At 65.9% G+C, this 24,797-nt stretch carries 22 protein-coding genes and 2 pseudogenes; 10 read left to right on the plus strand and 14 right to left on the minus strand.

The genetic code is table 11. The features are described 5' to 3' along the window. Positions 1-271: 271 nt before the first annotated feature. From C6Y44_RS20795 to C6Y44_RS20805, 3 genes are all read right to left on the minus strand, one after another. Entirely contained in the window at positions 272-1,699 is a 1,428-nt protein-coding gene (locus tag C6Y44_RS20795; protein WP_192378888.1) for a sugar transferase, read from the minus strand. A gap of 280 nt (positions 1,700-1,979) precedes the next feature. Continuing rightward, the gene (locus C6Y44_RS20800) at positions 1,980-4,028 is read right to left on the minus strand and encodes a heavy metal translocating P-type ATPase (protein ID WP_192378551.1); all 2,049 of its coding nucleotides are present in this window, start codon (positions 4,026-4,028) and stop codon (positions 1,980-1,982) included. A gap of 48 nt (positions 4,029-4,076) precedes the next feature. Then, complete coding sequence (locus tag C6Y44_RS20805; RefSeq protein WP_192378889.1) at positions 4,077-4,742, minus strand: DUF305 domain-containing protein; 666 nt, start codon at positions 4,740-4,742, stop codon at positions 4,077-4,079. Between the two features lie 190 nt (positions 4,743-4,932). On the opposite strand from C6Y44_RS20805, the gene C6Y44_RS20810 reads away from it, so the two are divergent. Next, positions 4,933-5,619, plus strand: a complete 687-nt coding sequence (locus tag C6Y44_RS20810) for a response regulator transcription factor (protein ID WP_088897953.1) — start codon at positions 4,933-4,935, stop codon at positions 5,617-5,619. Further along, positions 5,616-6,734, plus strand: a complete 1,119-nt coding sequence (locus C6Y44_RS20815; protein ID WP_192378552.1) for a sensor histidine kinase — start codon at positions 5,616-5,618, stop codon at positions 6,732-6,734. Before C6Y44_RS20810 ends, C6Y44_RS20815 begins: the two co-directional genes overlap by 4 nt. Here C6Y44_RS20815 and C6Y44_RS20820 read toward each other — a convergent pair. From C6Y44_RS20820 to C6Y44_RS20845, 6 genes and pseudogenes are all read right to left on the minus strand, one after another. After that, positions 6,725-7,162 carry an SRPBCC family protein gene (locus tag C6Y44_RS20820; protein ID WP_192378553.1) on the minus strand — a complete coding sequence of 146 codons (438 nt, stop codon included), beginning with the start codon at positions 7,160-7,162 and terminating at the stop codon, positions 6,725-6,727. The two genes, C6Y44_RS20815 and C6Y44_RS20820, sit on opposite strands and share 10 nt — an antisense overlap. A gap of 106 nt (positions 7,163-7,268) precedes the next feature. Further along, complete coding sequence (locus tag C6Y44_RS20825; RefSeq protein ID WP_225623633.1) at positions 7,269-8,333, minus strand: MBL fold metallo-hydrolase; 1,065 nt, start codon at positions 8,331-8,333, stop codon at positions 7,269-7,271. Positions 8,334-8,505: 172 nt separating this feature from the next. Further along, on the minus strand, positions 8,506-9,477 hold the full coding sequence (bsh, locus tag C6Y44_RS20830) for a choloylglycine hydrolase (protein WP_016694855.1): 972 nt from the start codon (positions 9,475-9,477) through the stop codon (positions 8,506-8,508). A 124-nt stretch (positions 9,478-9,601) separates the two neighbouring features. After that, positions 9,602-11,130: pseudogene (locus C6Y44_RS20835) on the minus strand (sugar transferase). A 446-nt stretch (positions 11,131-11,576) separates the two neighbouring features. Beyond that, positions 11,577-11,726 (minus strand): annotated as a pseudogene (locus tag C6Y44_RS20840) (hydroxyquinol 1,2-dioxygenase); the annotation flags it as partial. A 27-nt stretch (positions 11,727-11,753) separates the two neighbouring features. Continuing rightward, positions 11,754-12,284 carry a nuclear transport factor 2 family protein gene (locus C6Y44_RS20845; RefSeq protein ID WP_192378554.1) on the minus strand — a complete coding sequence of 177 codons (531 nt, stop codon included), beginning with the start codon at positions 12,282-12,284 and terminating at the stop codon, positions 11,754-11,756. 286 nt (positions 12,285-12,570) lie between these two features. Between C6Y44_RS20845 and C6Y44_RS20850 the strand changes: the two genes are divergently transcribed. From C6Y44_RS20850 to C6Y44_RS20865, 4 genes are all read left to right on the plus strand, one after another. Continuing rightward, a complete protein-coding gene (locus C6Y44_RS20850) occupies positions 12,571-13,743 on the plus strand; it encodes an acyl-CoA dehydrogenase family protein (protein ID WP_120280295.1) in 1,173 nt (390 codons plus the stop codon). A 29-nt stretch (positions 13,744-13,772) separates the two neighbouring features. After that, the gene (gene bphC, locus C6Y44_RS20855) at positions 13,773-14,684 is read left to right on the plus strand and encodes a biphenyl-2,3-diol 1,2-dioxygenase (RefSeq protein WP_016694848.1); all 912 of its coding nucleotides are present in this window, start codon (positions 13,773-13,775) and stop codon (positions 14,682-14,684) included. 159 nt (positions 14,685-14,843) lie between these two features. Continuing rightward, on the plus strand, positions 14,844-15,509 hold the full coding sequence (locus tag C6Y44_RS20860) for an IclR family transcriptional regulator (protein ID WP_225623634.1): 666 nt from the start codon (positions 14,844-14,846) through the stop codon (positions 15,507-15,509). A gap of 70 nt (positions 15,510-15,579) precedes the next feature. Next, the gene (locus C6Y44_RS20865; protein WP_088897946.1) at positions 15,580-16,362 is read left to right on the plus strand and encodes an IclR family transcriptional regulator; all 783 of its coding nucleotides are present in this window, start codon (positions 15,580-15,582) and stop codon (positions 16,360-16,362) included. Here C6Y44_RS20865 and C6Y44_RS20870 read toward each other — a convergent pair. Continuing rightward, on the minus strand, positions 16,344-17,132 hold the full coding sequence (locus tag C6Y44_RS20870) for an SDR family NAD(P)-dependent oxidoreductase (protein WP_088897945.1): 789 nt from the start codon (positions 17,130-17,132) through the stop codon (positions 16,344-16,346). The two genes, C6Y44_RS20865 and C6Y44_RS20870, sit on opposite strands and share 19 nt — an antisense overlap. A 108-nt stretch (positions 17,133-17,240) precedes the next feature. Here C6Y44_RS20870 and C6Y44_RS20875 point away from each other — a divergent pair, with 108 nt between their 5' ends. After that, positions 17,241-17,828 (plus strand): TetR/AcrR family transcriptional regulator, encoded by a 588-nt coding sequence (locus C6Y44_RS20875; protein WP_088897944.1) that lies wholly within the window; start codon positions 17,241-17,243, stop codon positions 17,826-17,828. A gap of 36 nt (positions 17,829-17,864) precedes the next feature. Here C6Y44_RS20875 and C6Y44_RS20880 read toward each other — a convergent pair whose 3' ends face one another. From C6Y44_RS20880 to C6Y44_RS20895, 4 genes are all read right to left on the minus strand, one after another. Continuing rightward, the gene (locus C6Y44_RS20880) at positions 17,865-19,001 is read right to left on the minus strand and encodes a Rieske 2Fe-2S domain-containing protein (RefSeq protein ID WP_088897943.1); all 1,137 of its coding nucleotides are present in this window, start codon (positions 18,999-19,001) and stop codon (positions 17,865-17,867) included. A gap of 40 nt (positions 19,002-19,041) precedes the next feature. Continuing rightward, positions 19,042-19,320 (minus strand): hypothetical protein, encoded by a 279-nt coding sequence (locus C6Y44_RS20885; protein WP_088897942.1) that lies wholly within the window; start codon positions 19,318-19,320, stop codon positions 19,042-19,044. A gap of 115 nt (positions 19,321-19,435) precedes the next feature. After that, positions 19,436-20,842 carry a sensor histidine kinase gene (locus C6Y44_RS20890; protein WP_192378555.1) on the minus strand — a complete coding sequence of 469 codons (1,407 nt, stop codon included), beginning with the start codon at positions 20,840-20,842 and terminating at the stop codon, positions 19,436-19,438. After that, positions 20,839-21,546, minus strand: a complete 708-nt coding sequence (locus C6Y44_RS20895) for a response regulator transcription factor (RefSeq protein ID WP_016694841.1) — start codon at positions 21,544-21,546, stop codon at positions 20,839-20,841. The genes C6Y44_RS20890 and C6Y44_RS20895 overlap by 4 nt, the downstream gene beginning before the upstream one ends. Before the next feature lie 117 nt (positions 21,547-21,663). On the opposite strand from C6Y44_RS20895, the gene C6Y44_RS20900 reads away from it, so the two are divergent. Genes C6Y44_RS20900 through C6Y44_RS20910 form a run of 3 tightly spaced genes read left to right on the plus strand, consistent with a single transcriptional unit; the run spans position 21,664 to position 24,774 of the window. Then, complete coding sequence (locus tag C6Y44_RS20900) at positions 21,664-22,521, plus strand: polyphosphate polymerase domain-containing protein (RefSeq protein ID WP_225623635.1); 858 nt, start codon at positions 21,664-21,666, stop codon at positions 22,519-22,521. A gap of 28 nt (positions 22,522-22,549) precedes the next feature. Continuing rightward, positions 22,550-23,227 carry a DUF4956 domain-containing protein gene (locus C6Y44_RS20905; protein ID WP_088897938.1) on the plus strand — a complete coding sequence of 226 codons (678 nt, stop codon included), beginning with the start codon at positions 22,550-22,552 and terminating at the stop codon, positions 23,225-23,227. Further along, entirely contained in the window at positions 23,227-24,774 is a 1,548-nt protein-coding gene (locus C6Y44_RS20910) for a CotH kinase family protein (RefSeq protein WP_192378556.1), read from the plus strand. Before C6Y44_RS20905 ends, C6Y44_RS20910 begins: the two co-directional genes overlap by 1 nt. Positions 24,775-24,797: the final 23 nt, after the last annotated feature.

Below are 24,797 nucleotides of genomic sequence, written 5' to 3' on the forward strand. Positions count from 1 at the left end.
AGAACACAATCCACTGCACGAGTTGGACAACGGTCCCACTCCGAGTTTCGTAGCCTGACGAGCCGGATATCACCCGATGAATTCACCCTGCCGCTCGAGACGTAGACCTACCCCGGACGAGCGGAAGTATGCCCACAGACAACAGAAGCCCCGCCGGAAGGCCATGCGAGTAACCTTCCGGCGGGGTTCGATGTCACCGTGCAGGGGACGGCGACAGCCTGAGACACTACCGCGAAGTTGATCTTGGGGCGAGGACTGTTTCGCCCGAAGATCAGTACGCGCCTTCGCTGGCGACGACCGCCTTCACGGTCTTCATGATGATCAGCACGTCGGAGACCATGGACCAGTTCTCCACGTACGACAGGTCCAGACGCACCGACTCGTCCCACGACAGGTCCGAGCGGCCACTGACCTGCCAGAGGCCCGTCACACCGGGGCGCACCAGCAGACGACGCTTGACCCGGCCGTCGTAGCTCTCTACCTCGCGACGTAGCGGCGGGCGCGGACCCACCACGCTCATCTCCCCGCGCACGACGTTGATGAACTGCGGCAGCTCGTCGATGCTGAACCGACGCAGGACCCGACCCACACGGGTGACGCGCGGATCCTCCTTCATCTTGGAGAGCAGGCCGGCGCCCTCGTTCTGATCGAGCAATTGGTCGACCAGCTTGTCGTCGTTCTGCACCATCGAGCGGAACTTGATCATTCCGAACGGAGTTCCGTCGAGGCCGATGCGCTCGGACCTGTAGAAGATCGGGCCGCCATCCTCAAGTTTGATGAGCAGCGCAACGACAGCGAAGACCGGTGCCAGGCACAACAGCGCGGCGAGCGAGAACGCGAGGTCGAACAGACGCTTCCCGCTACGCTTGGCACCGTGATAGCTCGGCTTCTCCACATGGATCAGCGGCAATCCGGCCACCGGGCGCATCTCGATGCGCGGGCCAGCGACGTCGACGACGCCGGTCGCCACCACCAGATCGGCACGCTTGGGTTCGAGCTGCCACAGCAGGTCTCGGATGCCTTCGTGCCCGAGGGTCTCGGTGGCGGTCACCGCGACGGTGTCGGCACCTGAGGCACGCAACGCTGTGACGACGGTGTTCTCGTCGCCGTGGATCGGGATCTGCCGTCCGTCTACATCGATGCTCTCGCCCGGCACACCGGAATAGCGCGGCACGCACACACCCACGACGCGATACTTCTCACCACTGTGTCGCTGGAACGTGCTGACCATCTGGCGCACTGCGCGTGCGCCGCCCACCACGAGCACCGACGTCGTGAGCTCACCTGTTCGACGCCGACGTGCGACTATCCGTCGCCAGACCCACCTCAAGAACAGCAGACCCGCGAGACCAACGGGCAGAGCGACGGCGAGAAAATCGCGCGCGAGGTCTATCCGGAAGACGAGCGCAAGGACGGCGACCAAACCGAAGAAATAGAGCGTTGCCGAGATGACGCGCTGATATTCCTTGAATCCTGTGCCGATGACACCCCTGGACCGGGTACCGAAGAGGGCAAGAAAAACAGTCCAGGCGACGGGAATGAGCGTGTAACCCAGTACCGTGAGGGCGTCTATGGCGGCGAGCGAGTCCTGCCCGAAACGTGTCACGTGCGTGAGCGCGACTGCTAGTGCGATGACCAGACTGTCGGTGACGAACAGAGTGTTGGCGTAGGACTTCCGCCAGCCCCAGGTGGGGGACATTCTATTGCGGTCCGGCACACCGGCACTGGTGTCGATATGTGAGAGGTCATGTGCAGCATCGTCGTTCGTTTGACGAACTGTGGTCATGACGGAAGAACCCTCATAGTGTGTCTCCTCCCCGAGACGCTTCGAAGCTCGAGCACCTCCCTGCACTCGGACGTCGACAACCCCGTATATCGAAGCCGCGTCCTCCGTAGCAGCCCCGATACGTTATGCGATTGAGATCGTCTCACAGAACTGTTGCGTGCGCGCGACAACAAAAGGGAAGTTATCGAGAAACTCATCCGTGGGTAGCGTGCTCGGGGCCGAGATCGAGGCGCCGGAGCGTCTGGGCGTTGAGCGCGACGACGATCGTCGACGCCGACATGAGCACCGCAGCCACGGCCGGGGAGATCGCAACACCGGCGAAAGCGAGCACCCCGGCTGCCAGCGGAACGGCGACGACGTTGTATCCGGTTGCCCACAGCAGGTTCTGCCACATCTTGCGATAGCTCGCGTGCGAGAGTTCGACGATCGACAACACCGCTCGCGGATCGTTCGCGGCGAGGACGACGCCGGCCGACTCGATCGCGACGTCCGTGCCGGCTCCGATCGCGATACCGACGTCGGCCCGTGCGAGGGCAGGCGCGTCGTTGACGCCGTCGCCGACCATCGCGACGGTGTGCCCGCGCTCCTGCAATTCGGCGACCTTCGCATCCTTGTTCTCCGGCAACACTTCGGCGAACACTTCGTCGATGCCCAGATCGGCGGCCACCGCGTCGGCCACCTGCTGGGCATCACCGGTGATCATCGCGACCGTCACGCCGCGCACATGCAGCGCGTCGACGGCCTGGCGGGATTCGTCGCGCACGGTGTCCTCGAGCGCCACTGCCCCGAGTACCCGCCCGTCGGAGGCGACGTGCAGCACCGATGCGCCACGTCGTACCCATCCGTCGGTGACGGCGGCGACGTCGTCGGGCACCGACAGTTGCAGGGAGCTCAGCATGGACGGTCCGCCGATCGTCACCTCCACTCCATCGACGAGTCCTCGCACGCCGCGGCCGGGCAACGAGCGGAAGTCCGTCACTGCCATTCGCTCGGCGGACGGCACGCGGGCATGGGCGGCGGCGACGATGGCTCGCGCGACCGGGTGCTCGCTGTCAGCTTCGACCGCTGCTGCCAGGGCGAGCAGATGATCCTCGTCCGTTCCCGCCGTCGCGACGACACCGGTGACCTCGTGCCTGCCCTGCGTGAGGGTGCCGGTCTTGTCGAACAACACCGCGTCGACGGTGCGCATGCGTTCGAGCGCCAACCGATCCTTGACGAGCACACCCGCCCGAGCCGCACGTTCGGTCGAGATGGCGATCACCAGCGGGATCGCCAAACCTAACGCGTGAGGGCACGCGATGACGAGAACGGTGACAGTACGGACCACCGCTTCGTCGAGATTGCCGAGCAACGTCCACACGAGGAAGGTGAGAGCACCCGCGATCGCGGCGAAGTAGAAGAGGAAGGCCGCGGCACGATCCGCCAAGGCCTGCGCGCGGGACGAGGACGCCTGGGCATCGGCGACCATGCGCTGGATACCGGCCAACGCCGTGTCCTCCCCCACCGCCGTGATCCGCACCCGCAACGCGCTGTCGGTGGCGACGGTGCCCGCGACCACCGTGGCGCCGACGTCGCGGGTGACCGTCTTGGATTCGCCGGTGACCATCGACTCGTCGACCTCGGCGGTGCCGTCGATGACCGTGCCGTCGGCGGGCACACGTGCGCCCGCGCGCACGAGCACCACGTCATCGAGAGCCACGTCGTGCAGCGGCACCTCGACCACACCGTCGTCGGTGACCTTCTCGGCGGTGTCGGGCAGCATCGCGGCCAGCGCTTCGAGTGCCCCGGAGGCCGAACCCAGCGCCCGCATCTCGAGCCAGTGGCCGAGCAGCATGATGACGATCAGCAGCGCCAGTTCCCACCAGAAGTCCAGGTCGAAACCGCCGACCTCGAGAGTCGTGGCCCACGACGCGACGAAGGCGACCGTGATCGCCATGGCGATGAGCAGCATCATCCCCGGTTGGCGGGAACGTAGTTCGGCCCAGCCGCCGGTCAGGAACGGCACGCCGCCATAGAAGAAGATGACGGTGCCCAGCACCGGTGGGATCCACTCGACGCCCGGAACATCCGGAAGGTGATAACCGAAGAGTTCGGCGACCATGTGGCTGAAGACGACGACCGGTACCGACAGGATCAGGCTGACCCAGAACCGTCGCCGGAACATCTCGCCGTGCGCGCCGTGCCCCGCGTGACGATCGTGGCCGGCGTGCTCGTGGGTGTGTTCGTGCACCTGCTGGGACATCGACAGCTCCTGACTCGGCCGGCGGGACGAACCCGCGACGCGGATCGGCTACAGAGTGGTCAACAACTGACGCATCGTGTCGATTTCCTTCTGCTGGGTGTCGGCGATGGTGCGGGCCAGCTCGACGGTCTCGGGGTACTGCCCGTCCTCGATCTCGTCCTGCGCCATCTCGATCGCTCCCTCGTGGTGGACGATCATCTGCTCCAGATACAGGCGGGCCGCGTCGACACCCTGCGCGTCGGACAGTGCCTGCATGTCCTGCTCGCTCATCATCCCGTCCATGTGCGGCATGTCGTCCATGTGCGGCATGTCGTCCATGTGCGGCATGCCGGGCATGTCGAGTCTGTCCATCCGGGGAGTGTCCTCCCTGTGCATGGGCGGCATGCCCCACTCGTCGAGCCACGCCTCGAACTGCTCGATCTCGGGTTGTTGCTCTGCCTTGATCTGCTCGGCCAGCGCCCTCACCGGCTCCGGGATGCCGTCCTTTGCCAGCAGCATGTCGCTCATCTCGATGGCCTGCGCATGGTGCGGGATCATCATGCGCGAGAACATCACATCGTCCTGGTCGAACCGCGCGGAGTTCGCCTCGGCGGATGTCGGGGCCGAAGTGGCGGTCGCCGTGGTTGCTTCGTTACCACTGGAATCACTGCACGCAGACGTCGTGAATGCCACTGCCAGCGCGATCGCACCGGCGGCCAGAGCCTTCTTGTTCATGGCATCCACCCTCGCGTGTGCGCTCCCGGGTTCCGGTGGAGATCTCATGAAGATTTGCTCAAGAAGTGCGGGCACATCGTCAGCACCACGGCGGGTGGTGATGATGGATGCCATGCCTTCCTCTGTTCGCCCAACGGGACCATCCGGCGGATCCGCACCCGCCCCGAGCTCGACCGGCCGGATGCGAGCCATGGTCGTCGAGGACGAGGAGTCGTTGGCAAAGCTCGTGGGTTCGTATCTCGAACGCGACGGCTTCGACGTGACGATCACCGGCGACGGATCCGAGGCCGTGACCCTCGCGCGGCAGGTCGACCCCGACATCCTGGTGCTCGACCTCGGCCTCCCCGGACTCGACGGTGTCGAGGTGTGCCGGCAGCTGCGCACCTTCTCCGACGCGTACGTCGTGATGCTCACCGCGCGCACCGAGGAAGTCGACACCCTGATCGGTCTGTCCGTCGGAGCCGACGACTACCTCACGAAACCGTTCAGCCCGCGCGAACTGATGGCCCGCATCCAGGCCATGCTGCGTCGTCCCCGGACCACTGCACGGATCTCAGCCTCTACGGGCCGGCAGGACCGCGTGTTCGGCGATCTCTCCATCGACGTCGACGGACGGGAGGTCGCCGTGCGCGGCACACCGGTCGCGCTCACCCGCACCGAGTTCGACATCCTCGCTGCCCTGGCGCAGGACCCAGGAGTCGTATTCACCCGGGCGCAGCTCATCGCGGCCGTGTGGGGACAGAACTGGGTCGGCGACGACCACCTCGTGGACGTGCACATCGGCCATCTGCGCCGCAAACTCGGCGACGATGCGAACCAGGGACGTTTCGTGCGCACCGTCCGCGGCGTCGGCTACCGGATGGGTACAGGACGATGACGTCCCGCTCCCCCACCGCGACGAGCTTCGGCACCCGCCTGTTCCTCGCGCTCGTCGCCGTCGTCGTCGGATGTGCCGTCAGCGCATGGCTGGTCGCGTCCGCTCTCGCTCCCGGGATCTTCCACGACCATCTCGGACAAGCGGGCATCGATCACGATTCGAGCCAGGCCGCCCACGTCGAAGAAGCCTTCACCTGGGCCATCGTCCTCGCGTGGGGTCTGGCGGTCGCGATCGCGGTGCTGTTGGCCTCGGCGGTCAGTTGGTACATCGCGCGACGGATCCAGCGTTCGCTCGACACGGTGACCACCTCCACCGCGCAGATCGCCGGAGGTCGTTACGACACCCGCGTCCCCAGCCCCGAGCTCGGCCACGAATTCGACGAACTGGCAACCAGTTTCAACGAGCTGGCACGACGCCTCGAAGCCACCGAAATCACAAGGCGCAGAATGCTCGCCGACCTCGGGCACGAAATGCGCACACCCATCGCCACACTCGATTCCTATCTGGAAGCACTCGAGGACGGCGTCCGCACTCTCGACGACGACACCCGGCAGATTCTGCGAGCCGCCACTCACCGGCTGAACCGCCTGGCACAGGACATCACCGCCGTCTCCCGGGCGGAAGAGCACCTCACCCGCATCCATCGGGTGCCCACGACCACCGGCACCCTCGTCGCCACGGCGGTCGACGCGGTGCGCGAGCAGTACGACGGCAAAGGCGTGACGTTGCAGGCCGAGGTCGTCGAATCCGCGCCGGTGACGGTCGATCCCGACCGGCTCGGACAGGTGCTGGCGAACCTGCTGGACAACGCCCTACGGCACACACCGGCAGGAGGAAACGTCACCGTCGCCACGCGCATCCTGGGCCGCGGCCGAACGGAGATCACCGTGACCGACACGGGCGCCGGTATCGCGCCCGACCACCTCGACCACCTCTTCGACCGGTTCTACCGCGCGGACACCGCCCGCGACCGGAATCACGGCGGCAGCGGCATCGGCCTGACGATCGCGCGGGCACTCGTCGAAGCCCACGACGGTCGCATCCACGCGCACAGTGAGGGACCGGGCTGCGGAGCCCGGTTCACTCTGGAACTGCCGACGGCGAGTCAGGCGTAATTGGACAGGACGAACTCGGTCAGCCCCTTCCGGACCGCCTCGACCGCGTGCTTCTGCCCGCGCTTGAGCACGAAGCCGGGAACCGGAACCTTCGGTTCGAGCGACATGGTGATGTGCACCCGGGTGCCGCGCGCGATCTGTTCGAGGGCGTACTCCCCGTCCTGGCTGCGCTGCATCGCGCTGTCGACGAGCGTCCACGACGTCGAACTCTCCGTCCACGAATGCTCGATGGTCTGGGTGTCGGAGAAGCCGAGCAGCGACAGGGTCATGCGGATCCGGAGCGGCCGGCCGTCGTCATCCCGGGTGAGCACCTCGACGCTCTTGTGCGCCGACGACCACTCGGGAATGCGCTCGACATCCTTCAGGGCGCGCATCACCTGCTCGGGTGTGGCCTCGATGTCGAATCGATCGGAGACGCTGGCCGCCATGTCGGGTCCTCCTCGTCGGAAACGCGGTACATCCACCAGATGACCCCGGATGCCCCACGCCGAAACCCCGCCGACGGTGCCGGCGGGGTTCGGGCCGCGCTGTCGATCAGCTGTCGACGCGCACCTCGTCGCCGGTGATGAGGAAGGTCATCAGGTCGGTGCCGACGGTCAGCGGGCCGTCGTAGTTCTCCCGGGTGCGTTCGACGAGCGTCTCCTCGGAGATCCCGGGGACGCGGCCGGGGATGCCGTTGACGATGTGGCTGTACACGGCCATCTTCGGCTGGGTCTGCTCGAAGATGTCGCCTGCCTGCTGCGGGTTCGTATGGTGCGCGTACACGCTGGGCAGCGCAGACGGATCCTCGAAGTCGGCGACCTCGTGCACCAGCACGTCGACGCCTTCGCCGAACTTCAGAACGTTCTCGGTGGGCACGGTGTCGCCGCTGATGAGCACCGACTTGCCCGCATAGTCGACGCGATATCCGACCGCCGGCTGGATGGCACCGACCGGATCGTGCTCCACGGTGAACATGGTGACGGTGACGCCGTCCTGGTCGAAGACGACGCCGTCTTCCGCGAACTCGTGCGATTCGATCGGCGTGGTCGCGGGATCCACTTCCTTGTCCGCGACGCGCACATCGATGTCGTTGCGGTAGGTGCTCTGCATTCCGTCGCCGATGTTCCGGACGCCGACGGGTCCGTAGAGCTGGAAGGCTCCCTCGCGGCCACCGAGCGCCGGGACGTAGCTGCTCATCCAGAGGTCGGACAGACCGTTGATGTGGTCGGAGTGGAAGTGGGTGAGGAAGACGGCATCGACCTGACCGACCGGCACGCCGGCCTGCGTGAGGCGCACCGTGGCTCCGCGTCCTGCATCGAAGACGAGGTTCAAGCCGTTGGCCTGGACCAGCGTGGACATGCCGTAACGCTCGGTGCTCGGCACCGGGCTGCCCGTGCCGAGCAGCGTCACACGCATCTCGCCCTCGGCGGGAGCTTCGGAGGCCGGGTGAGCGGAGTCCGTGGGCGAACCATCCGACGCCGTCGTTTCCTGGGCTGCGGGTGTCTCCTGAGCTGCAGATTCACCGGAGCTGCAGCCCGTGAGTGCGAGCGCGAGAACACCCGACACCACTACTGCCGCCGTGCGGATCCGGCCGAATTCGAATGAGCGTCGTGACACCGAAGGTTCCTTCCAAGGGAACGAGAGATTCTGTACGCACGGCGTACGTAGTGAACGCTGTGCGTACATACTGTGCGGGTCATCACAGCGGAAAGTCAAATCACGATTGGGTGTCGGAGATCGAGAACGGCCCCGGAGTCGAAACCCCGAGGCCGTTCCGATCGAGCTGCGGTCAGTTCTGCATGAGGACCTGCTGGCTCTTCACCAGCGGATACGACGCCAGTTCGCTCCCGTCGAGATCCTCTTTGTGCATGTCCACACCGGTGATCTGACTGTTCTCGTAGGTGCGGTAGTAGTAGATGCCCCTGTGGGTGTTACAGCACGACGAGTAGATGGTGATCTCGTACTTGTCCTCGAGCCGAACACATCCCCGCTGCTGTTCCACGGAACCGAGGATGTGGAAGAACTGGCTGATCGCCTCGGACTCCGAGTCGCCCGATACCGAATTCACCTTGGTGAAGGCGGCCTTGACGAAACGCGACATCGACGACAGGTCTCCCGGCAACCCCACAGCACCGAGGCCGCGACTGTAGGTATCGAAGGGGATCTCCTTCGAGAAGCGCGGCTCGGGTGGATCGACCGACAGACTCATGTAGTTGTTGATGTTGAACAACTGGATGTCGAAGGTCGGATTGTTCGTGAGGACCTGGATCGGGTTGTCGTGGACCTTCAAGCCCTCGGCGACGGATTCGACGGTAATGGACTCGTCCCGGTCGGAAATGATCCAGTGCAGCGGGGACGGCGGGAACTCCTCACTGAACGCAATGTCGACGATGCGCACGTCCGCAAGCGCGTCCCGCACCTGCGCGACGGTCTCGAACTGTCCGAGCACCCAGGGGATGAACTCGAACGACGCGACGTTCGTCCCGTCCTCCGAAACGGGCTTGTAGTCGGCATTGTCGGGGAAATTCAGCCCCGCCATGCTCAAGCCCTTCTCGTTGGTCGCGTCGTAGTAGAGCGGATAACCCTCGGCTACCGTCGCCATGCCGATCATGGCGTGATGCGTCTTCAGTGGCGGCACCTTACGGAACTCGAACGGGAAGTTCCGCGGCGTGACCGTCACCGCTTCCCGGTAGGAGTATTCGAGGTCGAGATTCCGGCCGAAATAGTGGTCCTTGGCGGTGTAGTTGGCGGCTGTGCACATGCGGCTACCTCCGGACTGTTTCGTCCCACGGTATCGGCATATGCGTGGACGCATGGCGGTTCGGACGGTCCCATACGAGAACGGCCCCGGAGTCGAACTCCGAGGCCGTTCTCTTCGCGCTTGCTCAGTAGGCGCCGTCGCTGGCGAGCACTGCCTTGACGGTCTTACCGATGATCAACACATCCGAGACCATCGACCAGTTCTCCACATACGACAGGTCCAGGCGCACCGACTCGTCCCACGACAGATCCGACCGGCCACTGACCTGCCAGAGCCCGGTCACACCCGGACGCACCAGCAGGCGACGCTTGACCCGACCGTCGTAGGCCTCCACCTCACGCCGCAACGGCGGACGCGGACCCACCACACTCATCTCCCCGCGAATGACGTTGAGGAACTGCGGGAGTTCGTCGATGCTGAACCGGCGCATGATCTTGCCGATACGGGTGACGCGGGGGTCGTCCTTCATCTTGAACAACGGACCCGCACCCTCGTTCTGCGCCAACAGGGTGTCGACCATCTTGTCGGCGTTGGCGACCATCGACCGGAACTTGATCATCCCGAACGGCGTGCCATCGATACCGATGCGCTCGGCCTTGTAGAAGACCGGACCCCGATCCTCGAGCTTGATCAACAGCGCGACCACCGCGAACACCGGCGCCAACGCCACCAGCGCCGCGCCGGCGAAGACCAGATCGAAGATCCGCTTCCCCGACCGCTTCGCCCCGTGATAGCTCGGCTTCTCCACATGGATCAACGGCAGACCGGCCACCGGGCGCATCTCGATCCGCGGACCGGCTACATCGACCACACCCGTGGCGACCACCAGGTCGGTGTCGAGCGGCTCGAGCTCCCAGACCAGATCGTGCAAACCATCGCTGCCCAGGGTCTCGGTGGCGGTGACCACCACCGTGTCCGCCCCCGACAACTTGAGCGCCTCGACCACCGAATGCTCGTCGCCGTAGATGGTGATCTCCCGGCCGTCGACATCGATCACATCCCCGGCCGCACCCGAATAACGCGGCACACAGACCCCACGACGCGGTAACCCTCCCCGTCCTTCCGGGAGAAGGTGCTCGCCATGTGCCGCACCGCCCGCGCACCACCGACCACCAGCACCGACGTCTGGAACTCACCCCGAGCACGCTTGCGCGCGATCACCTTCCGCCACACCCACCGAGTGAGCAGCAAGCCGGCGAGGCCGACCGGCAACGCAATGGCAAGGAACCCGCGCGCGATCTGCTGGTTGGCGATGAGCGCGATGATGGCGATGGTGCCGAACATGGCGAGCGTCGCCGAAATGACTCGCTGATACTCGTCGTAGCCGGCACCGATCACTCGACGCGACCGCGTGCGGAACAGGCTCAGTGCGCCCAACCACGCGACGATGATGGTCGCGGACGTCAACGAGTACTCGAGTGCTGCGCCCTCCCCGGCCAGCAAGAGTTCCTCGGATCCGAACCGCACCCACTGCGCCAGCAAGACGGACAGCACCACGGCAAGCGCGTCCGTGACGTAGGGCCGCTTGACGTAGGCGTCCTGCCACTTCCACCGATTGACGCCGGTGCCGGGCGACGCGTCCGCGGGGGCACGGTTCTGTGCACCCCGCGGAGCGTCGAACGGGTCGACCCCTCGATCATCGACCGTCGTCATCCCGCAGTCCTCCCCATAAGTGGCGTCTCCTCCCCGAGACAGAACTTAGTCTTGTCGCAGATCAGCCGGGAAATCCAGACCCATCGTCCGAGACGATCGTGGGGTTGTGTCCTGTGTTCGGTTGAATCTCTTGGGCTTCGAGCGCATCTACCTGCGTGTAGCCCCGAGCGTCCGAAAAACAGAAAGTGATTACAATCACTTTTACGTAACGCTCCCGTTCAGGATTCAGAGTCCGACGAACCCGGCCGCCAGAGCCGCAGCAGCGAATACTGTTACTGCGAGTTCACGAAACATCAAGAGTCCGCACGTAGTTGGCGGAGAGATCATGCGACTCGCACGGGAGGTGGGCTCACCAACCGAAGCCACCGCATCTTGACGCGGTGAAACGGGGTTCGCCCGGCCTGTTGCAGGGGCGAACCTCGTTTCACCGCGTCAACCTGTGGGGGTCAGACGCCCCCGGGCGCGAGCACGATGTCGAACCGGGCCTTCGCCCAGGAGCGGTCCCCCAGATCGCGTCCGTCCGGCGTCGGCGTGCCCGGCGACTGCTGCGCAAACTCCTTGACGAGCGAGTCCTTCACGCCGAAAACGCTGTCGCCGAAGAATCCATCCCTGACGGGCGTCGTTCAGAGGCCCTTCAGGAAACTGAAGAAGCCCGGCGTGTGCACCTCACGCAGGCGGGTGAGTTTGCGGTAGGAGATCAGCCAGACACCGTCGACCCTGCGGTATTCCTCGTGGTAGTGACCCCACCCGTGCAGCGACTCCTCGACGCCGTCGTTGTCCCACCACAGCTGGTCCTCCATCGCCCAGATGCCGCGGGCCGTGGTGGCGGATTCGAGGACGATCTCCGGGCAGTGACCGTGGTGTGCGGAGGTGATCGACACCGGTCCGTCGAGGAAGTTGCTGATGGCGCGGGTGAGTGCCTCGCGACCCACCACACGACCGGCTTCTTCACCGGTGCGGGGCTGCTTGTCGCTGGGGAGTCCACCCCACGTCTCGCTCACCACGTCCTCGGTGTGCAGAGTGGGGTACAGCTCCCACTGCTTGGTGTCCATCACCCGCAGCCGAGCTGCGAAGACCTGCTGGATCTCGTGGATGGCGAGAAGCTGTTCGGCCGCAGACAGATCACTGATCGGGCGGGCCGTGGTCTCGGTCATGGCGATCCTTCCGGAGCAGGCGGTCACCGGCCTGTCTACCGGCCCTCGGACGCAATCTCCTGCAACGTCCCGCTGATCGGAACAACAGCCGGCCCGCCGAAGGGGGCGGACCCCATCCGTGTTGCCCGGATGTCCCGTTCAACGGAAACATCGGTGCGCGATCACATCACGGGCTGGGACTGTTCGATACGCCACACCTGCACAGCGCAGGTCGCTCCGTTACGCGGAGCACCCCCTCCCACACAGTCCCGGCTCACAGCAGCCGATCCCAGGAAGAGTCACCGTCATGGGTCAGGTATTGGACAGGATCATGCAGCACGCGGACGAGATCCGCGCCGAGGGTGTCGAGGGCGACAAGCTCATGCGCCTCACCGACACCACCGCGAAGCGCCTGCGTGACTCCGGCATCATCCGCACCTTCCAGCCGAAAGAGTACGGCGGTTTCGAAGGCCACCCGCGTGAGGCGGCCGAGACCATCATGGCGCTCGGTGCACTCGACGGCGCGACGGGCTGGGTCGCCGGCATCGTCGGCGTTCATCCGTGGGAGCTCGCTTTCTTCGACCCCAAGGCCCAGGAGGAGATCTGGGGCGAGGACAACGACATGTGGATGGCCTCGCCGTACGCACCGATGGGTGTCGCGGTGCCCGTCGACGGCGGATACATCCTCAACGGCCGCTGGTCGTTCTCGTCCGGCACCGACCACTGCGGCTGGATCATGATCGGTGCCGCCGTCGGCGACAAGGACGGCAACCGTACCGGCAAGGTGCTGCACGTCGTGCTTCCCCGCTCCGATTACGAGATCGACCAGGACAGCTGGAACGTCATCGGCCTGCGCGGCACGGGTTCGAAGGACCTGATCATCAAGGACGCCTTCATCCCCGAGCACCGCACGATCGACGCCGACATCGTGCTCAGCGGCAACGGCTGGCGCCACGCGGGTCGTGACGAGACGCTGTACAAGTTCCCCTTCTCGTACATCTTCCCGCTGGGCATCACCGCGTCGCTGATCGGCATGACCGAAGGTGCCCTCGCCTGCTACGTCGCAGCTCAGAAGGAGCGCGTCCAGGTTTCGGGCATTCCGATCAAGGAGGACCCGTACGTCCTGTTCGCGATCAGCGAGGCGGCCGCCGAGATCTCCGCGTCGCGGCTCGCGCTGCTCGAGACCGTCGACCGCTTCTGGGACAAGACGGACCGCGGTGAGGAGATCAGCTTCGAGGAGCGCGCCATCGGACGTCGCACCCAGATCTCGGCCGCGTGGCGGGCCGTGCGGGCGATGGACGAGATCTTCGCGCGTGCCGGCGGTGCCGCGGTGCACCTGAAGACGCCGATGCAGCGTTTCTGGCGCGACGCACACGTCGGCCTGACGCACGCCATCCATGTGCCCGGCCTGATCTACCACTCCGCAGCCCTGACGCAGCTCGGTGGCGACCCGCAGGGTCCCTACCGCGCGATGATCTGATTCCCCCCTTCACTTTCGAGGACGATGACATGACTGAACTGAGAGGTCTCGGCTACCTCCGCATCCAGACGCAGGACGTGCCGCGTTGGCGCGCCCTGCTCCTCGACGGGCTCGGCATGGCCGAGGGAACCGGCCCCGAGGCCGACGGCTTCTACGCCCGCATCGACGAGCGCCGCTCCCGCATCCAGGTGCTGCCCGGCGATTCCGACAAGGCCCTGGCCGTGGGCTGGGAGGTGCGTGACGAGTTCGCGCTCCAGCGAGTGCGCGAGGCCGTCGAGAAGTCGGGACGCACCGTCGAGGTGCTCTCGCACAAGGAAGCGACCTACATCGACGCCGAGGGCGCCATCGCGTTCGAGGATCCGGCCGGAACCCGCCTCGAAGTGTTCTTCGGGCCGGTTCTCGACCACAGCCCGGTCGTGACGCGGTTCGGCGGACGCTGGGTGACCGGCGGCCTCGGCCTGGGTCACGTCGTGCTGCCGACGGCGAACTTTGCCGAGACGTACGAGTTCTACACGCAGGTTCTCGGTTTCCTGCCGCGCGGCTCGATCCGTCTCGACGAGGACGGCCTCGTGCGGGTCCGCTTCCTCGGTATCAACGAACGCCACCACAGCCTCGCGCTGTGCCCGGCTCCGCCGAACGAGGAGCCCGGCCTGGTGCACCTGATGACCGAGGTCGACACCCTCGACGCGGTCGGCCAGGCCCTCGATCGGGTGAACAAGCTCGACTTCTCGATCTCGTCGACGCTCGGCCGGCACACCAACGACAAGATGATCTCGTTCTACGTCCGCGCACCCGGCGGCTGGGATCTCGAGTTCGGTACCGAAGGCATGCTCGTCGACGAGCGTCACTACACGTCCGAGGAGATCACGGCGGATGCGTACTGGGGTCACGACCAGTCGGGATCCGAGCCGCTGAAGGCGTTCCTGCCTCCCACTGCCTGACATCCCACGGGCCTGTCCGACGAATGCACCGCGACTTCCGGTCGCGGTGCATTTTTCGTCGGTCTTGAAATTCGTTCTTCCGCAGAGCTCCGAGTGGCGCTACAGTCGTAGATACTCATTGATCGGTCGATCAATCAACGACACGCCACGGAGAAGACCATGTCCGAAGTCCTCCCCACCCCCTCGTCCGTCATGGACCGCGTCGGCCTTCTGCTCGAACCGTTCCGCGACACGGACGGACTGACCCTCACCGAACTGTGCCGACGAACGGGCTTCCCCCGCTCGTCGGCCCATCGCATGCTTCTCCAGCTCGTGCGGGTCGGATGGATGCGTCGCAGCGGCACCACCTATCACCTCGGCCCGAAGATCGTCGAGCTCGGCGCCCTCGCGCAGGCACACGACCGGATCCACAGCGCCGCCCTCCGCTCGATGTACGACCTGCACCGAGAGACCGGTCTCGCCGTCCACCTGACCGTTCTCGACGACGACCAGGTCATCTACCTGGAGAAGGTGAGCGGCGCGCAGTTCACCGACACCACCTGGGCGGGCCAGCGGCGTCCCGCCGAGGACACCGTCGCCGGCCTGGCGCTGCTCGCCCGACGCGACGGGCACCATCCTGCCCTGAGCGGCCCCGACGGATACACGCTCGCCGGTGGTGTCGTGTACGGCGGTGAATGCTTCCGGCACGCCGTCGCCGCGTTCGCCGCAGGGGACGGGGAGATCGCCGCACTCTCACTTGCCGGCCCCGTCGAGGCGCTCGGCGAAGACGCGACCCGGCGGCTGCGTCGGGCAGCCGACCACCTGGAAGCGACCCTGACCGCGTGACACCACGCCCTGTCCACAGCCCCGTTGATCAATCGATCAACGGACGGTTCCGGCACATCGTGAGGATGCCATGACACACACCGACGACTTCTCCAACGCCTTCATCGCCCGCGTGGCCGGGCTCCTGGACGAGTTCCACACCGGCGATCGCCTCACCCTCTCCGAACTGTCGACGCGCACGGGCCTGCCCCGCTCGTCCACCCACCGGCTGCTCACCCAGCTCGCCGAGCACGGCTGGGTGAGCAAGCGCGGCAAGACCTACGCGCTCGGACGCACACCGCTCGAGTGGGGCGCGCTGGCGAGGAACCACGACCGCCTGCACCGAGCGGCCCATCCCGTCCTGCACGACCTGCATTCGGCGACAGGTCTCGTCGTACACCTGGCGGTTCTCGAAGGTGGCGATGTGCGCTACGTCGACAAGGTCGGCCGCGGACCTGTCGCACTCCCCTCGCGCATCGGCGGACGGCAGCCGGCGCATCGCACCGCACTCGGAAAGGCCCTTCTGGCCCACACCCGGATGCACGCCGCCTATCCTGCGACCGGATGCACGTACGCCACTGCTCCGAGGGCTGAGAATTTGCTCTCCCGCAACGAGATCGCACGTATCCGCGAACGCCACGTCGCGCACGAGTGCGGGGAATCGTTGCCGGGTATCGCATGCGTGGCGGCGCCGATCGGAAACGGGCAGATGTGCGTCGGAGCGCTGTCCGTGACCGGACCCGTCGACATCGTCGACACCGTCAGCCTGGCCACCCCGGTCCGGCTCGCGGCGCGGGCCGTCTGGCGTTCCCTGTCCCCGGCCGATTCTCAGCCACACCTCGGCCGGCCGATGGCTCAGCGCACCAGCGCCTGACCTCCGTCCACCGGAAGCGAATGGCCCGTGATGTAGCGGGCCGCCTCGCTGCACAGGAAGACGACCGCGGGCCCGATATCGGTCTCGGGATCACCGAGTCGACCGAGCGGGATCGAACTCGCGTATGCGGCAGCTTCGTCCGGCTCGCGTTCCGCCCACTCCTGCATGGCCACCGAATCGGCGAGCGGAAGAATCGAATTGACGCGGATCCCGTCCGCCGCCCACTCACAGGCGGCGGTGCGGGTGAGAACCCGGATCGCTTCCTTCGCGGCGGCGTATCCACCCGTGCCCGAGGGGTTCCACCGGATACCGGCCGCCGATCCGAGATTGACGATCGAACCACCGCCGCGCAGGTGCGGGTGGCACGCCCGCATCATCCGCCAGGTGGCGGTCGGGCCGGACTCCATCCCGTCGCGGTACACGGCCTCGTCGAGTTCGAGCAACGTTCCCGGAGCGGGTGATTGCGCGTTGTTCACCAGAATGTTCAGGCCACCGAACTCCTTCACCACGTCCGCGACGGTCGCCTCCACGGCCGCCGCGTCGGTCACGTCGCACACGTACGGCACCGCACGGCCGCCCCGAGCTTCGATCTCGACCGCGGTGGCACCGATCGTCTCCGCGGTGCGCCCCACGACGGCCACCGAGGCGCCGGCTGCGGCGAGCGCAAGTGCGATCCCTCGCCCGATGCCCTGGCCGGCGCCGGTCACGAGGGCGGTGCCACCCGCGAGGGGGGTGGTGGGAACGATCGGGTCCATGCGGGTCACGGCCATGCATACTCCTGAAGACGTCGGGACGGGACTCCATTGATCGGTTGATCAATGAATGTGGCAGAATACGGTCGGGAACAGGCCTCACCCAGGCCTTACGAGAGGACGACGGTGGACCCGCAGGAGCGTAAGAGACAGATACTCGACAGGTCGGCGGAGATCTTCGCCCGCAAGGGTGTCACCGCCACCACCATCCGCGAGATCGCCGATGCGGTCGGTGTCTACTCCGGAGCGCTCTACCACTACTTCCCGTCCAAGGAAGCGATCGTCACCGAGCTCATCCGCGAGTACATCACCGACCTCAACGAACGGTGCCGCGAGGTGCTCGCCCGGTCGCTACCGCCGGTCGAGCGACTCGAGGCCTTCACACAGATCGCGCTGGAGACCTCCGAGGACTATCACGGCGCGACCTCCATCTGGCGACGCGAAGGCGAGTACATGCGCGAGCGCGTCGTCGAGGCCGACATGGTCTCCTCTGCCGACGCCATGGAAGTCGCATGGCGCGAGGCCATCCGGGACGGCATCGCGGAAGGGGTCTTCCGCACCGACATCGATCCCGAAGCGTTCCGGGAACTGATCTACGACGCGGTCTGGCATGCCTCCCGCTGGTACCGGCCCGGACCGAACCGCACCCTCGCCGATCTCTCGCGCACCATCGTGTCGTTGTTCGTCGACGGCTTCCGCCGACGCGACACATGATCCGCCCCGCCGCGTACGGCGGGACGGATCATCGGATCACTCCGCCGAACCGCTGAGGTTCTCCTCGACCTCCTTGTGCCACGACTCGAGCGCACGGGAGGTGTCCACCTCGAACTCGAAACGCTGCGTCATGTCCGGCGTGACGTCCTCGAGGTCGACGTAGAACTGGTTGTACCAGCGACGCAGCTGGTAGACCGGGCCGTCCTCCTCCGTGAGGAGCGGATTCTCGATGCGGGACTTGTGCTTCCAGATCTCGATGTCCTGGGCGAACTGCTCCTCGAGACCGTCGGTGAACATCTTCGCCATCTCGGCGGCCTGCTCCTCGGACATGCCCTCGATCTTCTTGACGATCGTGCCGAACTGCAGCACGAACGAGTTGTTCGTGACCGGGTAGTGGCAGTTGATCAGCTTCGACTCGATGGTCGTGCCCTCGGAGACCGTGTAGATCGTATCGAGCATGAAGGACGGACCGTAGTAGAAGGCGTCCGAGATCGTCTGCGCCTCCGGCAGATCCATCTGCACACCGGTCTTGATGTCGTCGCGCCCGTAGGAGCGCATGTGCTGGCCGGCGATGTGCCCGTCGAAGACGTTCTTGAAGTACTCGGGCATCTGGAAGTGCACGTAGAAGAAGTGCGCCATATCGACGACGTTGTCGACGATCTCACGGCAGTGCGATCCCTCGACGTGGATGGTCGTCCACGTCCAGTCGCTCCACTGCCCGTCCTCGTAGCCCTCGATCTCGGGGATCGCGAGCTCGGGAGTGGGCTCACTACCCTGCGGGCAGTGCCAGACGAACAGAACGCCGTTGCGCTCCATCGTCGTCCACGCCTTGGTACGGCCGAGCTTCGGCGTGCGGCGCGCGTACGGCACCGCTTCGCAACGACCCTGGCCGTTCCAGCGCCAGTCGTGGAACGGGCACGCGATGGTGTCGCCCTTGATCTCGCCGCGCGCGAGGTTGCCGCCCATGTGCCGGCAGAAGGCGTCGAGCACGTGCAGCTTTCCTGCCGTGTCGGCGAAGACCACCAGGTCGGTGCCGAACACCTTGACCTGATGCGGCTTTCCGTCACGGAAGTTCTTGGCGAGGCCGATGCAGTGCCATCCGCGCGCGAAGCGGGTGGGGTTGGTACCGGGATCGATGTTGCGGATCTCGATCCGCTCCTGGGGGACGGTCATGGTTTCTCCTGGGCTGGCAAGGGGTGAAGGCGAACGGCGGTCACCGGGCTGAGGTGACTGCCTCCGTGGAAGCGAGAGGAGCGATGGCGGGGTCGACTCGGTGGCCGGTCCGGATCACCCCGTCGGACACCGCCTCGTCCACCGTGCGGTCGAGTGCCTCACAGCGCATCACGTAGGCACCGGGACCGCACGCGGCGGCGGCCGCGATCTCGCGGCATGCCTGCCTGGCCTCGTCGGACCACTGGATACTGGTATGAGCGGGGCTGTACTTCGCGACGAGCACGCGAGCGTCACAGGTGTGACAGGCGAGCGACTGCATTGTTTCCGGTTCCCTTCCTCGGATGAGTCGAGAGTAGGAACCGCGATGTGGGCGGCGACACAGCTTTTCAGCCCAGCGGGACAATCGCTCTTCCACCGATCTCCCGGCGACTGCGTCAACGTGGGAGTAGGCGGGGGATGCGGACGCGGAACGTCGAGCCGACACCCTGTTCCGACTCCACCTCCACCTTCCCGCCGTGCGCTGCGACCAGCGCGGCGACGATCGACAGGCCCAGCCCGCTCCCCCCTGATGCGCGGGTGCGGGAGGCGTCGGCGCGGTAGAAGCGTTCGAAGACGCGCTCGCGGTCGTCGGGGTCGAGGCCGGGGCCGGTGTCGGCGACTTCCAAGACAGCATCGGTGTCCGCGGTGCCCACGCGCACCGTGACGTCGGCGTCGGGTGGGGTGTGGGTCAACGCGTTGGTGACGAGATTGCTCAGCACCTGACGCAGACGGGCGTCGTCGCCGAGAACCTCAGGAGTTCCCGGGCCGTCGATGATGTCGAGGGTGATGGTTCGTTCGGGCGCGACGGCACGCGCGTTGTGCACCGCGTCGGCGGCGACCGCGAGCAGGTCCACCGGGGAACGGTCGAGCGGGCGTTGTTCGTCGAGTCGTGCGAGCATCAGCAGGTCCTCGACGAGCAGGCCCATACGCCGGGCTTCGCGTTCGATGCGTTCCATGAGCATGCCCGTGTCGGTGCTCGCGCCCTGCCGGTACAGCTCGGCGAAGCCACGGATGGTGGTGAGCGGGGTGCGGAGTTCGTGGCCGGCGTCGGCGACGAAGCGACGCATCTTCTCCTCCGAGCGTCTCGCCGACTCCTCGGATGCCGCGGTCGCTGCGAATGCCGATTCGATCCTGCCGAGCATCGCGTTGAAGGTCACCGACAACCGGCCGATCTCGGTACGGGGATCGCCCTCGGGTACCCGCTCGCTGAGGTCGCCTTCGGCGATCGCTGCAGCGGTGCGCTCGACCTCGTCCAACGGACGCAGACTCATACGCACAACGACGCCCCCGGCCACCGCCAGCGCGACCAGCACGACAGCACCGATCACCGTCTGCAACACCACGAGCCTGTCCGCCGTCTCCTCGGTCTCGGCGAGGCTCATGCCGACCGTCGTCACCACACCCGACGCATTCTCGGTGCTCATCACCCGCCAGTGCGGACCGTCGTCGCCCGCGGATCCGACGGTGACCGGCCTGCCCGTCGGGTCGTCCGACACGTCGGGGGCGGTCGACTCGTCGTTGACGACGAACAGCACCCGGCCGTCGGCGTCGACGGCCTGCACGTAGAAGGGGCTCGGTGGTCGCCGGGAGTTGGGGGCGTCCAGCGGGGGCGTCGGTGGTGGCCGGTCGGGTCGCGCCCAGGTGCGTGCGGCCTCCTCGAGGTCCCGGTCGACACGCGAGAGCAGGGAGTTCTGCAGAGCCGACGTGACCGCGACACCCGACGCGAGCAGACCGATGCCCGCCAGGAGCACCAGGGCGGCCACCAGCGTCCAACGGAGTGGCAGCGCCCGTAGGCGGTTCATGTGCGGGGTTCCCGCATCACATAGCCGACGCCGCGCACGGTGTGGATGAGGGGAACATCGCCGGTGTCGACCTTGCGTCGCAGATACGACACGTACGACTCGACCACCCCGACCTCACCGCCGAAGTCGTAGTTCCACACGTGTTCGAGGATGCGGGGCTTGCTCAGCACCGTCCCGGCGTTGAGCATCAAGTACCGCAGCAACGTGAACTCGGTGGGCGACAGCGACACGGGTTTGCCGGCCTTGAAGACCTCGTGGGTGTCCTCGTCGAGTTCGAGGTCGGCGAAGGTGATGCGCGAGCTACGTTCGGCCTCGGACACCTTGCCGGCGCGACGCAGGATCGTGCGCAGCCGGGCGATGACCTCTTCGAGGCTGAACGGTTTGGTGACGTAGTCGTCGGCACCGAGCGTCAACCCCGCGACCTTGTCCTCCACGGCGTCCTTCGCGGTGAGGAACAGAACGGGCGCGTCGATGCCGTCGGCGCGCAGGCGACGCAGCATGCCCATGCCGTCCATGCCGGGCATCATCACGTCGAGGATCACCGCGTCGGGCCGGAAGCGACGCGCCTTGTCGAGTCCTTCGGCGCCGTTGCTCGCGGTCTCCACCTCGAAGCCCTGGAACTTCAGGCTCACGGACAGCAGTTCGACGATGCTGGGCTCGTCGTCGACGACGAGCACTCGCGCTTCGGGAATCCGGTCGGTCACGCATCGATTGTCGCGGGTGAGGCTGACGCCCCGCTCGAGGAAGCCTGGCAGTTTCATGTGAGTCTCCCGATTGCCAGCGAACTGCCAGGAAACCTCCAAGGCTCCTCGAGGTGACGGGTGTGTGCTGTCGGGGTGAACAACGGCTTCCAGCAGACCGCGAGCAAACTGCACGCGTTCAACCGGTACGAGATCAAGTACTTCGTCGACGAGATGAAGGTGCCCGAGCTGCGGCGCGAGCTCGCCGCCCGGATGGACACCGATCCGCACTCCCCGCACGGCGGGTATCCGGTGACGTCGCTCTACTACGACACCCCGGATCTGCGGTTCTACTGGGAGAAGATCGAGGGCCTGAAGTTCCGCCGCAAGGTGCGCATGCGGCTGTACGGAGATCCGGCCGCGTGTACCGACGACACTCCCGTGCAGGTCGAGATCAAGCAACGCGTCAACCGGGTGACCCAGAAGCGTCGCACCGCCCTCCCCTACTGCGTCGCCCTGCGATGGCTGAACGGACGTGAGGACATCGAGTGCGACGACTCGCAGCGGCCGTTCGTCAACGAGGTCTCCGGCCTCGTGGGGAATCTGGATCTGCGACCGATCGTGACCACCGGCTATCTGCGCGAGGCGTTCGTCGGACGCGACGCCGACCTCGGCCTGCGCGTGACGATCGACCACAAGGTGCACGGCCGCGACCGCGACTTCCACTTCGCGTCCGGCGCCGAGAACCGCTTCATCATCCCGCCGAAGCTGGCCATCGTGGAGCTCAAGGCCAACGAGCGGGTGCCCTACTGGGCGACGGATCTGACGGCGCGGCTGGACATGTCGGTGATCCGGGTATCGAAGTACTGCCAGTCGGTCGAGGCGTTCGGGCTCGCACCCCGGTCCCGTTTCGGCGCACCGGAACTGGTGCTGCCGGACGGCTTCGATGCGCGGGTACCGGCAGATCTTCTTTCCACCGAGCCGATTCCGGTTCGCTGACTTTCCCTTTTCCGAAACAAGGACGGATATGAATTTCGATTTCCAGGATCTCAGTGGCACGTTCACGACCTTCGACATCGTGGTGTCGCTGGCGTTGTCGTTCGTGCTGTCGAGTGTGATCGCGTGGGTCTACCGCTACACGCACAAGAACGTCTCCTACAGCCAGTCCTACGTGCAGACACTGGTGCTGGTCGGCATGGTCATCGCGCTCATCATGCTGGTGGTCGGATCGAACATCGCCCGGGCGTTCGCTCTCGTCGGCGCGTTGTCGGTGGTGCGATTCCGTAATGCCATCAAGGAAACCCGTGATGTCGGGTTCATCTTCCTGGTGATGGCCATCGGCATGACCACCGGTACCCGCTTCTACGTGCTCGCCATCGCGGCGACCGTCGCGATCTGCCTCGTGCTGCTCATCATGAACAAGTTCAACTGGTTCAAGCTCGACGTGCAGCGTCAGGTGGTCAAGGTGCAGGTGCCGCCGGAGCCCGCCTACACCAGCACCGTCGAGGACGTTCTCATCAAGCACTGCAGTGAATACGAGCTGGTGTCCACCGAATCCGTCCGCGCCGGCGCCCTGGTGGAGCTGTACTACACGGCGCAGCTGAAGAAGGGCACGAGCTCGAACGATCTGATCGCCGCACTGAGCGCCGTCAATGCCGGCCAGCGGGTGAGCGTCCTGACCGGATACGACCAGACCGACCTGTGATGACGGCACCGACACCGCGGCGCCGGCTGCGACACCGGATACCGACCTCGCTGCGTCGGCACTGGAAACTGCCGGTGGCGTTCATCGCGTTCGTCGCGATCGTGGCCACGGCCTTCGGGGCGACACGCGTGCGGCCCTACATCACCGGCGACCCGACGATCATCTCCTCGGAGATCACCGAGAACGTATCCGGCACAGTCGATTTGTTCGACACCTCCATCACACACGAGTTGTCGATCGAGATCGGCGACGCCGAGTACGACGATATGATCTCCGCATACGAGAAGGACGGCGACAAGGAGTGGGTGGTCGCCGATGTGATCATCGACGGCACCCGCATCGACGACGTCGGTGTGCGCCTGAAGGGCAACTCGACCCTGCGTGGCCTGCAGGGCGAGAACGGTGAAGGACCGGACGGCTTCGGGCCCCCGGAAGGATTCGAACTGCCCGAAGGCTTCGAGTTGCCCGACGGTTTCGATCCGGCGCAAGGCCCACCCGGGATGGAAGGCATGGCTCAGGTGGACCCGGAAGATCCGACCTCGCTGCCCTTGCTGATCCGCTTCGACAAGTACGTCGACGGTCGCGCGTATCAGGGCATGACCGAACTGTCGGTGCGGCCCGGATCGCCTGTGATCAACGAGGCGATGGCGTTGTCGCTCACCGCCGAGACCGATCAGCCGACCCAGCGGTACGCGTACACGGTGTACTCGGTCAACGACAGCGCCACCGCGACGCGACTGGTGCTCGAGCATCCCGACGAGCAGTACGCCAACTCGCTGTTCGACTCCCCCGGCTATCTCTACAAGGCCGATGCGTCGTCGCGGTTCGAGTACGTCGGCGACGACCAGTCCGACTACGCCGACCAGTTCGAGGAGATCAATGCCGCCGATTCCGGGACGCTGCAACCGATCATCAGCTTCCTGAAGTGGATGGACTCCGCCGACGACGCCGAGTTCGACGCGCACCTCGCCGACTGGGTCGACGTCGAGTCCTTCGCCCGGTACGTCGCGACCCAGAACCTGCTCGTCAACTTCGACGACATGGCCGGGCCCGGTCAGAACTACTACCTCTGGTACGACCTCGACACGAAGAAACTGTCGGTGGTCTCGTGGGATCTGAACATGGCCATGCAGGGCGACACGACCGCCGGCCCCGACGACACCATCTCCATGATGGGCGGCACAGGGCCGGGTGGTCCCCCACAGGGCATGCCGGGCGGCGCGCCACCCGAGGGGATGCCTCAGGGCATGCCACCCGGAATGCCGGGAGGCGACGGTGAAGGTCGCGGCCCAGGCGGCGGCAATACCTTGAAGACCCGTTTCCTCGACTCCGACGCCTTCACGGAGATCTACCGCCAGGCGTATCAGGAGCTGTCCGAGCAGATCTACGGCAACGGTCTGGCGCTCGAGGTCCTCGACGAGGTGGCGGCGTCGGTGCCGACCTCCGACGGACTCACCGCCGCGGCGCTGCAGGAGAGCGTCGACTCGATGCGCTCGTGGATCGAGGAACGCACCCAGGCACAGCTTCAGTGGATCCAGCCCCGCTGAGCGGGGTCGGATCCACCGAAGTT

Source organism: Rhodococcus rhodochrous, assembly GCF_014854695.1.
GTDB lineage: Bacteria > Actinomycetota > Actinomycetes > Mycobacteriales > Mycobacteriaceae > Rhodococcus.

Excerpts from the sequence above, each read along its gene's own strand:
- C6Y44_RS20795 (WP_192378888.1), bottom strand. The coding sequence starts at position 1,699 with ATGTCCCCCACCTGGGGCTGGCGGAAGTCCTACGCCAACACTCTGTTC.
- C6Y44_RS20800 (WP_192378551.1), bottom strand. The coding sequence starts at position 4,028 with ATGTCCCAGCAGGTGCACGAACACACCCACGAGCACGCCGGCCACGAT.
- C6Y44_RS20805 (WP_192378889.1), bottom strand. The coding sequence starts at position 4,742 with ATGAACAAGAAGGCTCTGGCCGCCGGTGCGATCGCGCTGGCAGTGGCA.
- C6Y44_RS20810 (WP_088897953.1), top strand. The coding sequence starts at position 4,933 with ATGGTCGTCGAGGACGAGGAGTCGTTGGCAAAGCTCGTGGGTTCGTAT.
- C6Y44_RS20815 (WP_192378552.1), top strand. The coding sequence starts at position 5,616 with ATGACGTCCCGCTCCCCCACCGCGACGAGCTTCGGCACCCGCCTGTTC.
- C6Y44_RS20820 (WP_192378553.1), bottom strand. The coding sequence starts at position 7,162 with ATGGCGGCCAGCGTCTCCGATCGATTCGACATCGAGGCCACACCCGAG.
- bsh (WP_016694855.1), bottom strand. The coding sequence starts at position 9,477 with ATGTGCACAGCCGCCAACTACACCGCCAAGGACCACTATTTCGGCCGG.
- C6Y44_RS20845 (WP_192378554.1), bottom strand. The coding sequence starts at position 12,284 with ATGACCGAGACCACGGCCCGCCCGATCAGTGATCTGTCTGCGGCCGAA.
- C6Y44_RS20850 (WP_120280295.1), top strand. The coding sequence starts at position 12,571 with ATGGGTCAGGTATTGGACAGGATCATGCAGCACGCGGACGAGATCCGC.
- bphC (WP_016694848.1), top strand. The coding sequence starts at position 13,773 with ATGACTGAACTGAGAGGTCTCGGCTACCTCCGCATCCAGACGCAGGAC.
- C6Y44_RS20860 (WP_225623634.1), top strand. The coding sequence starts at position 14,844 with ATGTCCGAAGTCCTCCCCACCCCCTCGTCCGTCATGGACCGCGTCGGC.
- C6Y44_RS20865 (WP_088897946.1), top strand. The coding sequence starts at position 15,580 with ATGACACACACCGACGACTTCTCCAACGCCTTCATCGCCCGCGTGGCC.
- C6Y44_RS20870 (WP_088897945.1), bottom strand. The coding sequence starts at position 17,132 with ATGGCCGTGACCCGCATGGACCCGATCGTTCCCACCACCCCCCTCGCG.
- C6Y44_RS20880 (WP_088897943.1), bottom strand. The coding sequence starts at position 19,001 with ATGACCGTCCCCCAGGAGCGGATCGAGATCCGCAACATCGATCCCGGT.
- C6Y44_RS20885 (WP_088897942.1), bottom strand. The coding sequence starts at position 19,320 with ATGCAGTCGCTCGCCTGTCACACCTGTGACGCTCGCGTGCTCGTCGCG.
- C6Y44_RS20890 (WP_192378555.1), bottom strand. The coding sequence starts at position 20,842 with ATGAACCGCCTACGGGCGCTGCCACTCCGTTGGACGCTGGTGGCCGCC.
- C6Y44_RS20905 (WP_088897938.1), top strand. The coding sequence starts at position 22,550 with ATGAATTTCGATTTCCAGGATCTCAGTGGCACGTTCACGACCTTCGAC.
- C6Y44_RS20910 (WP_192378556.1), top strand. The coding sequence starts at position 23,227 with ATGACGGCACCGACACCGCGGCGCCGGCTGCGACACCGGATACCGACC.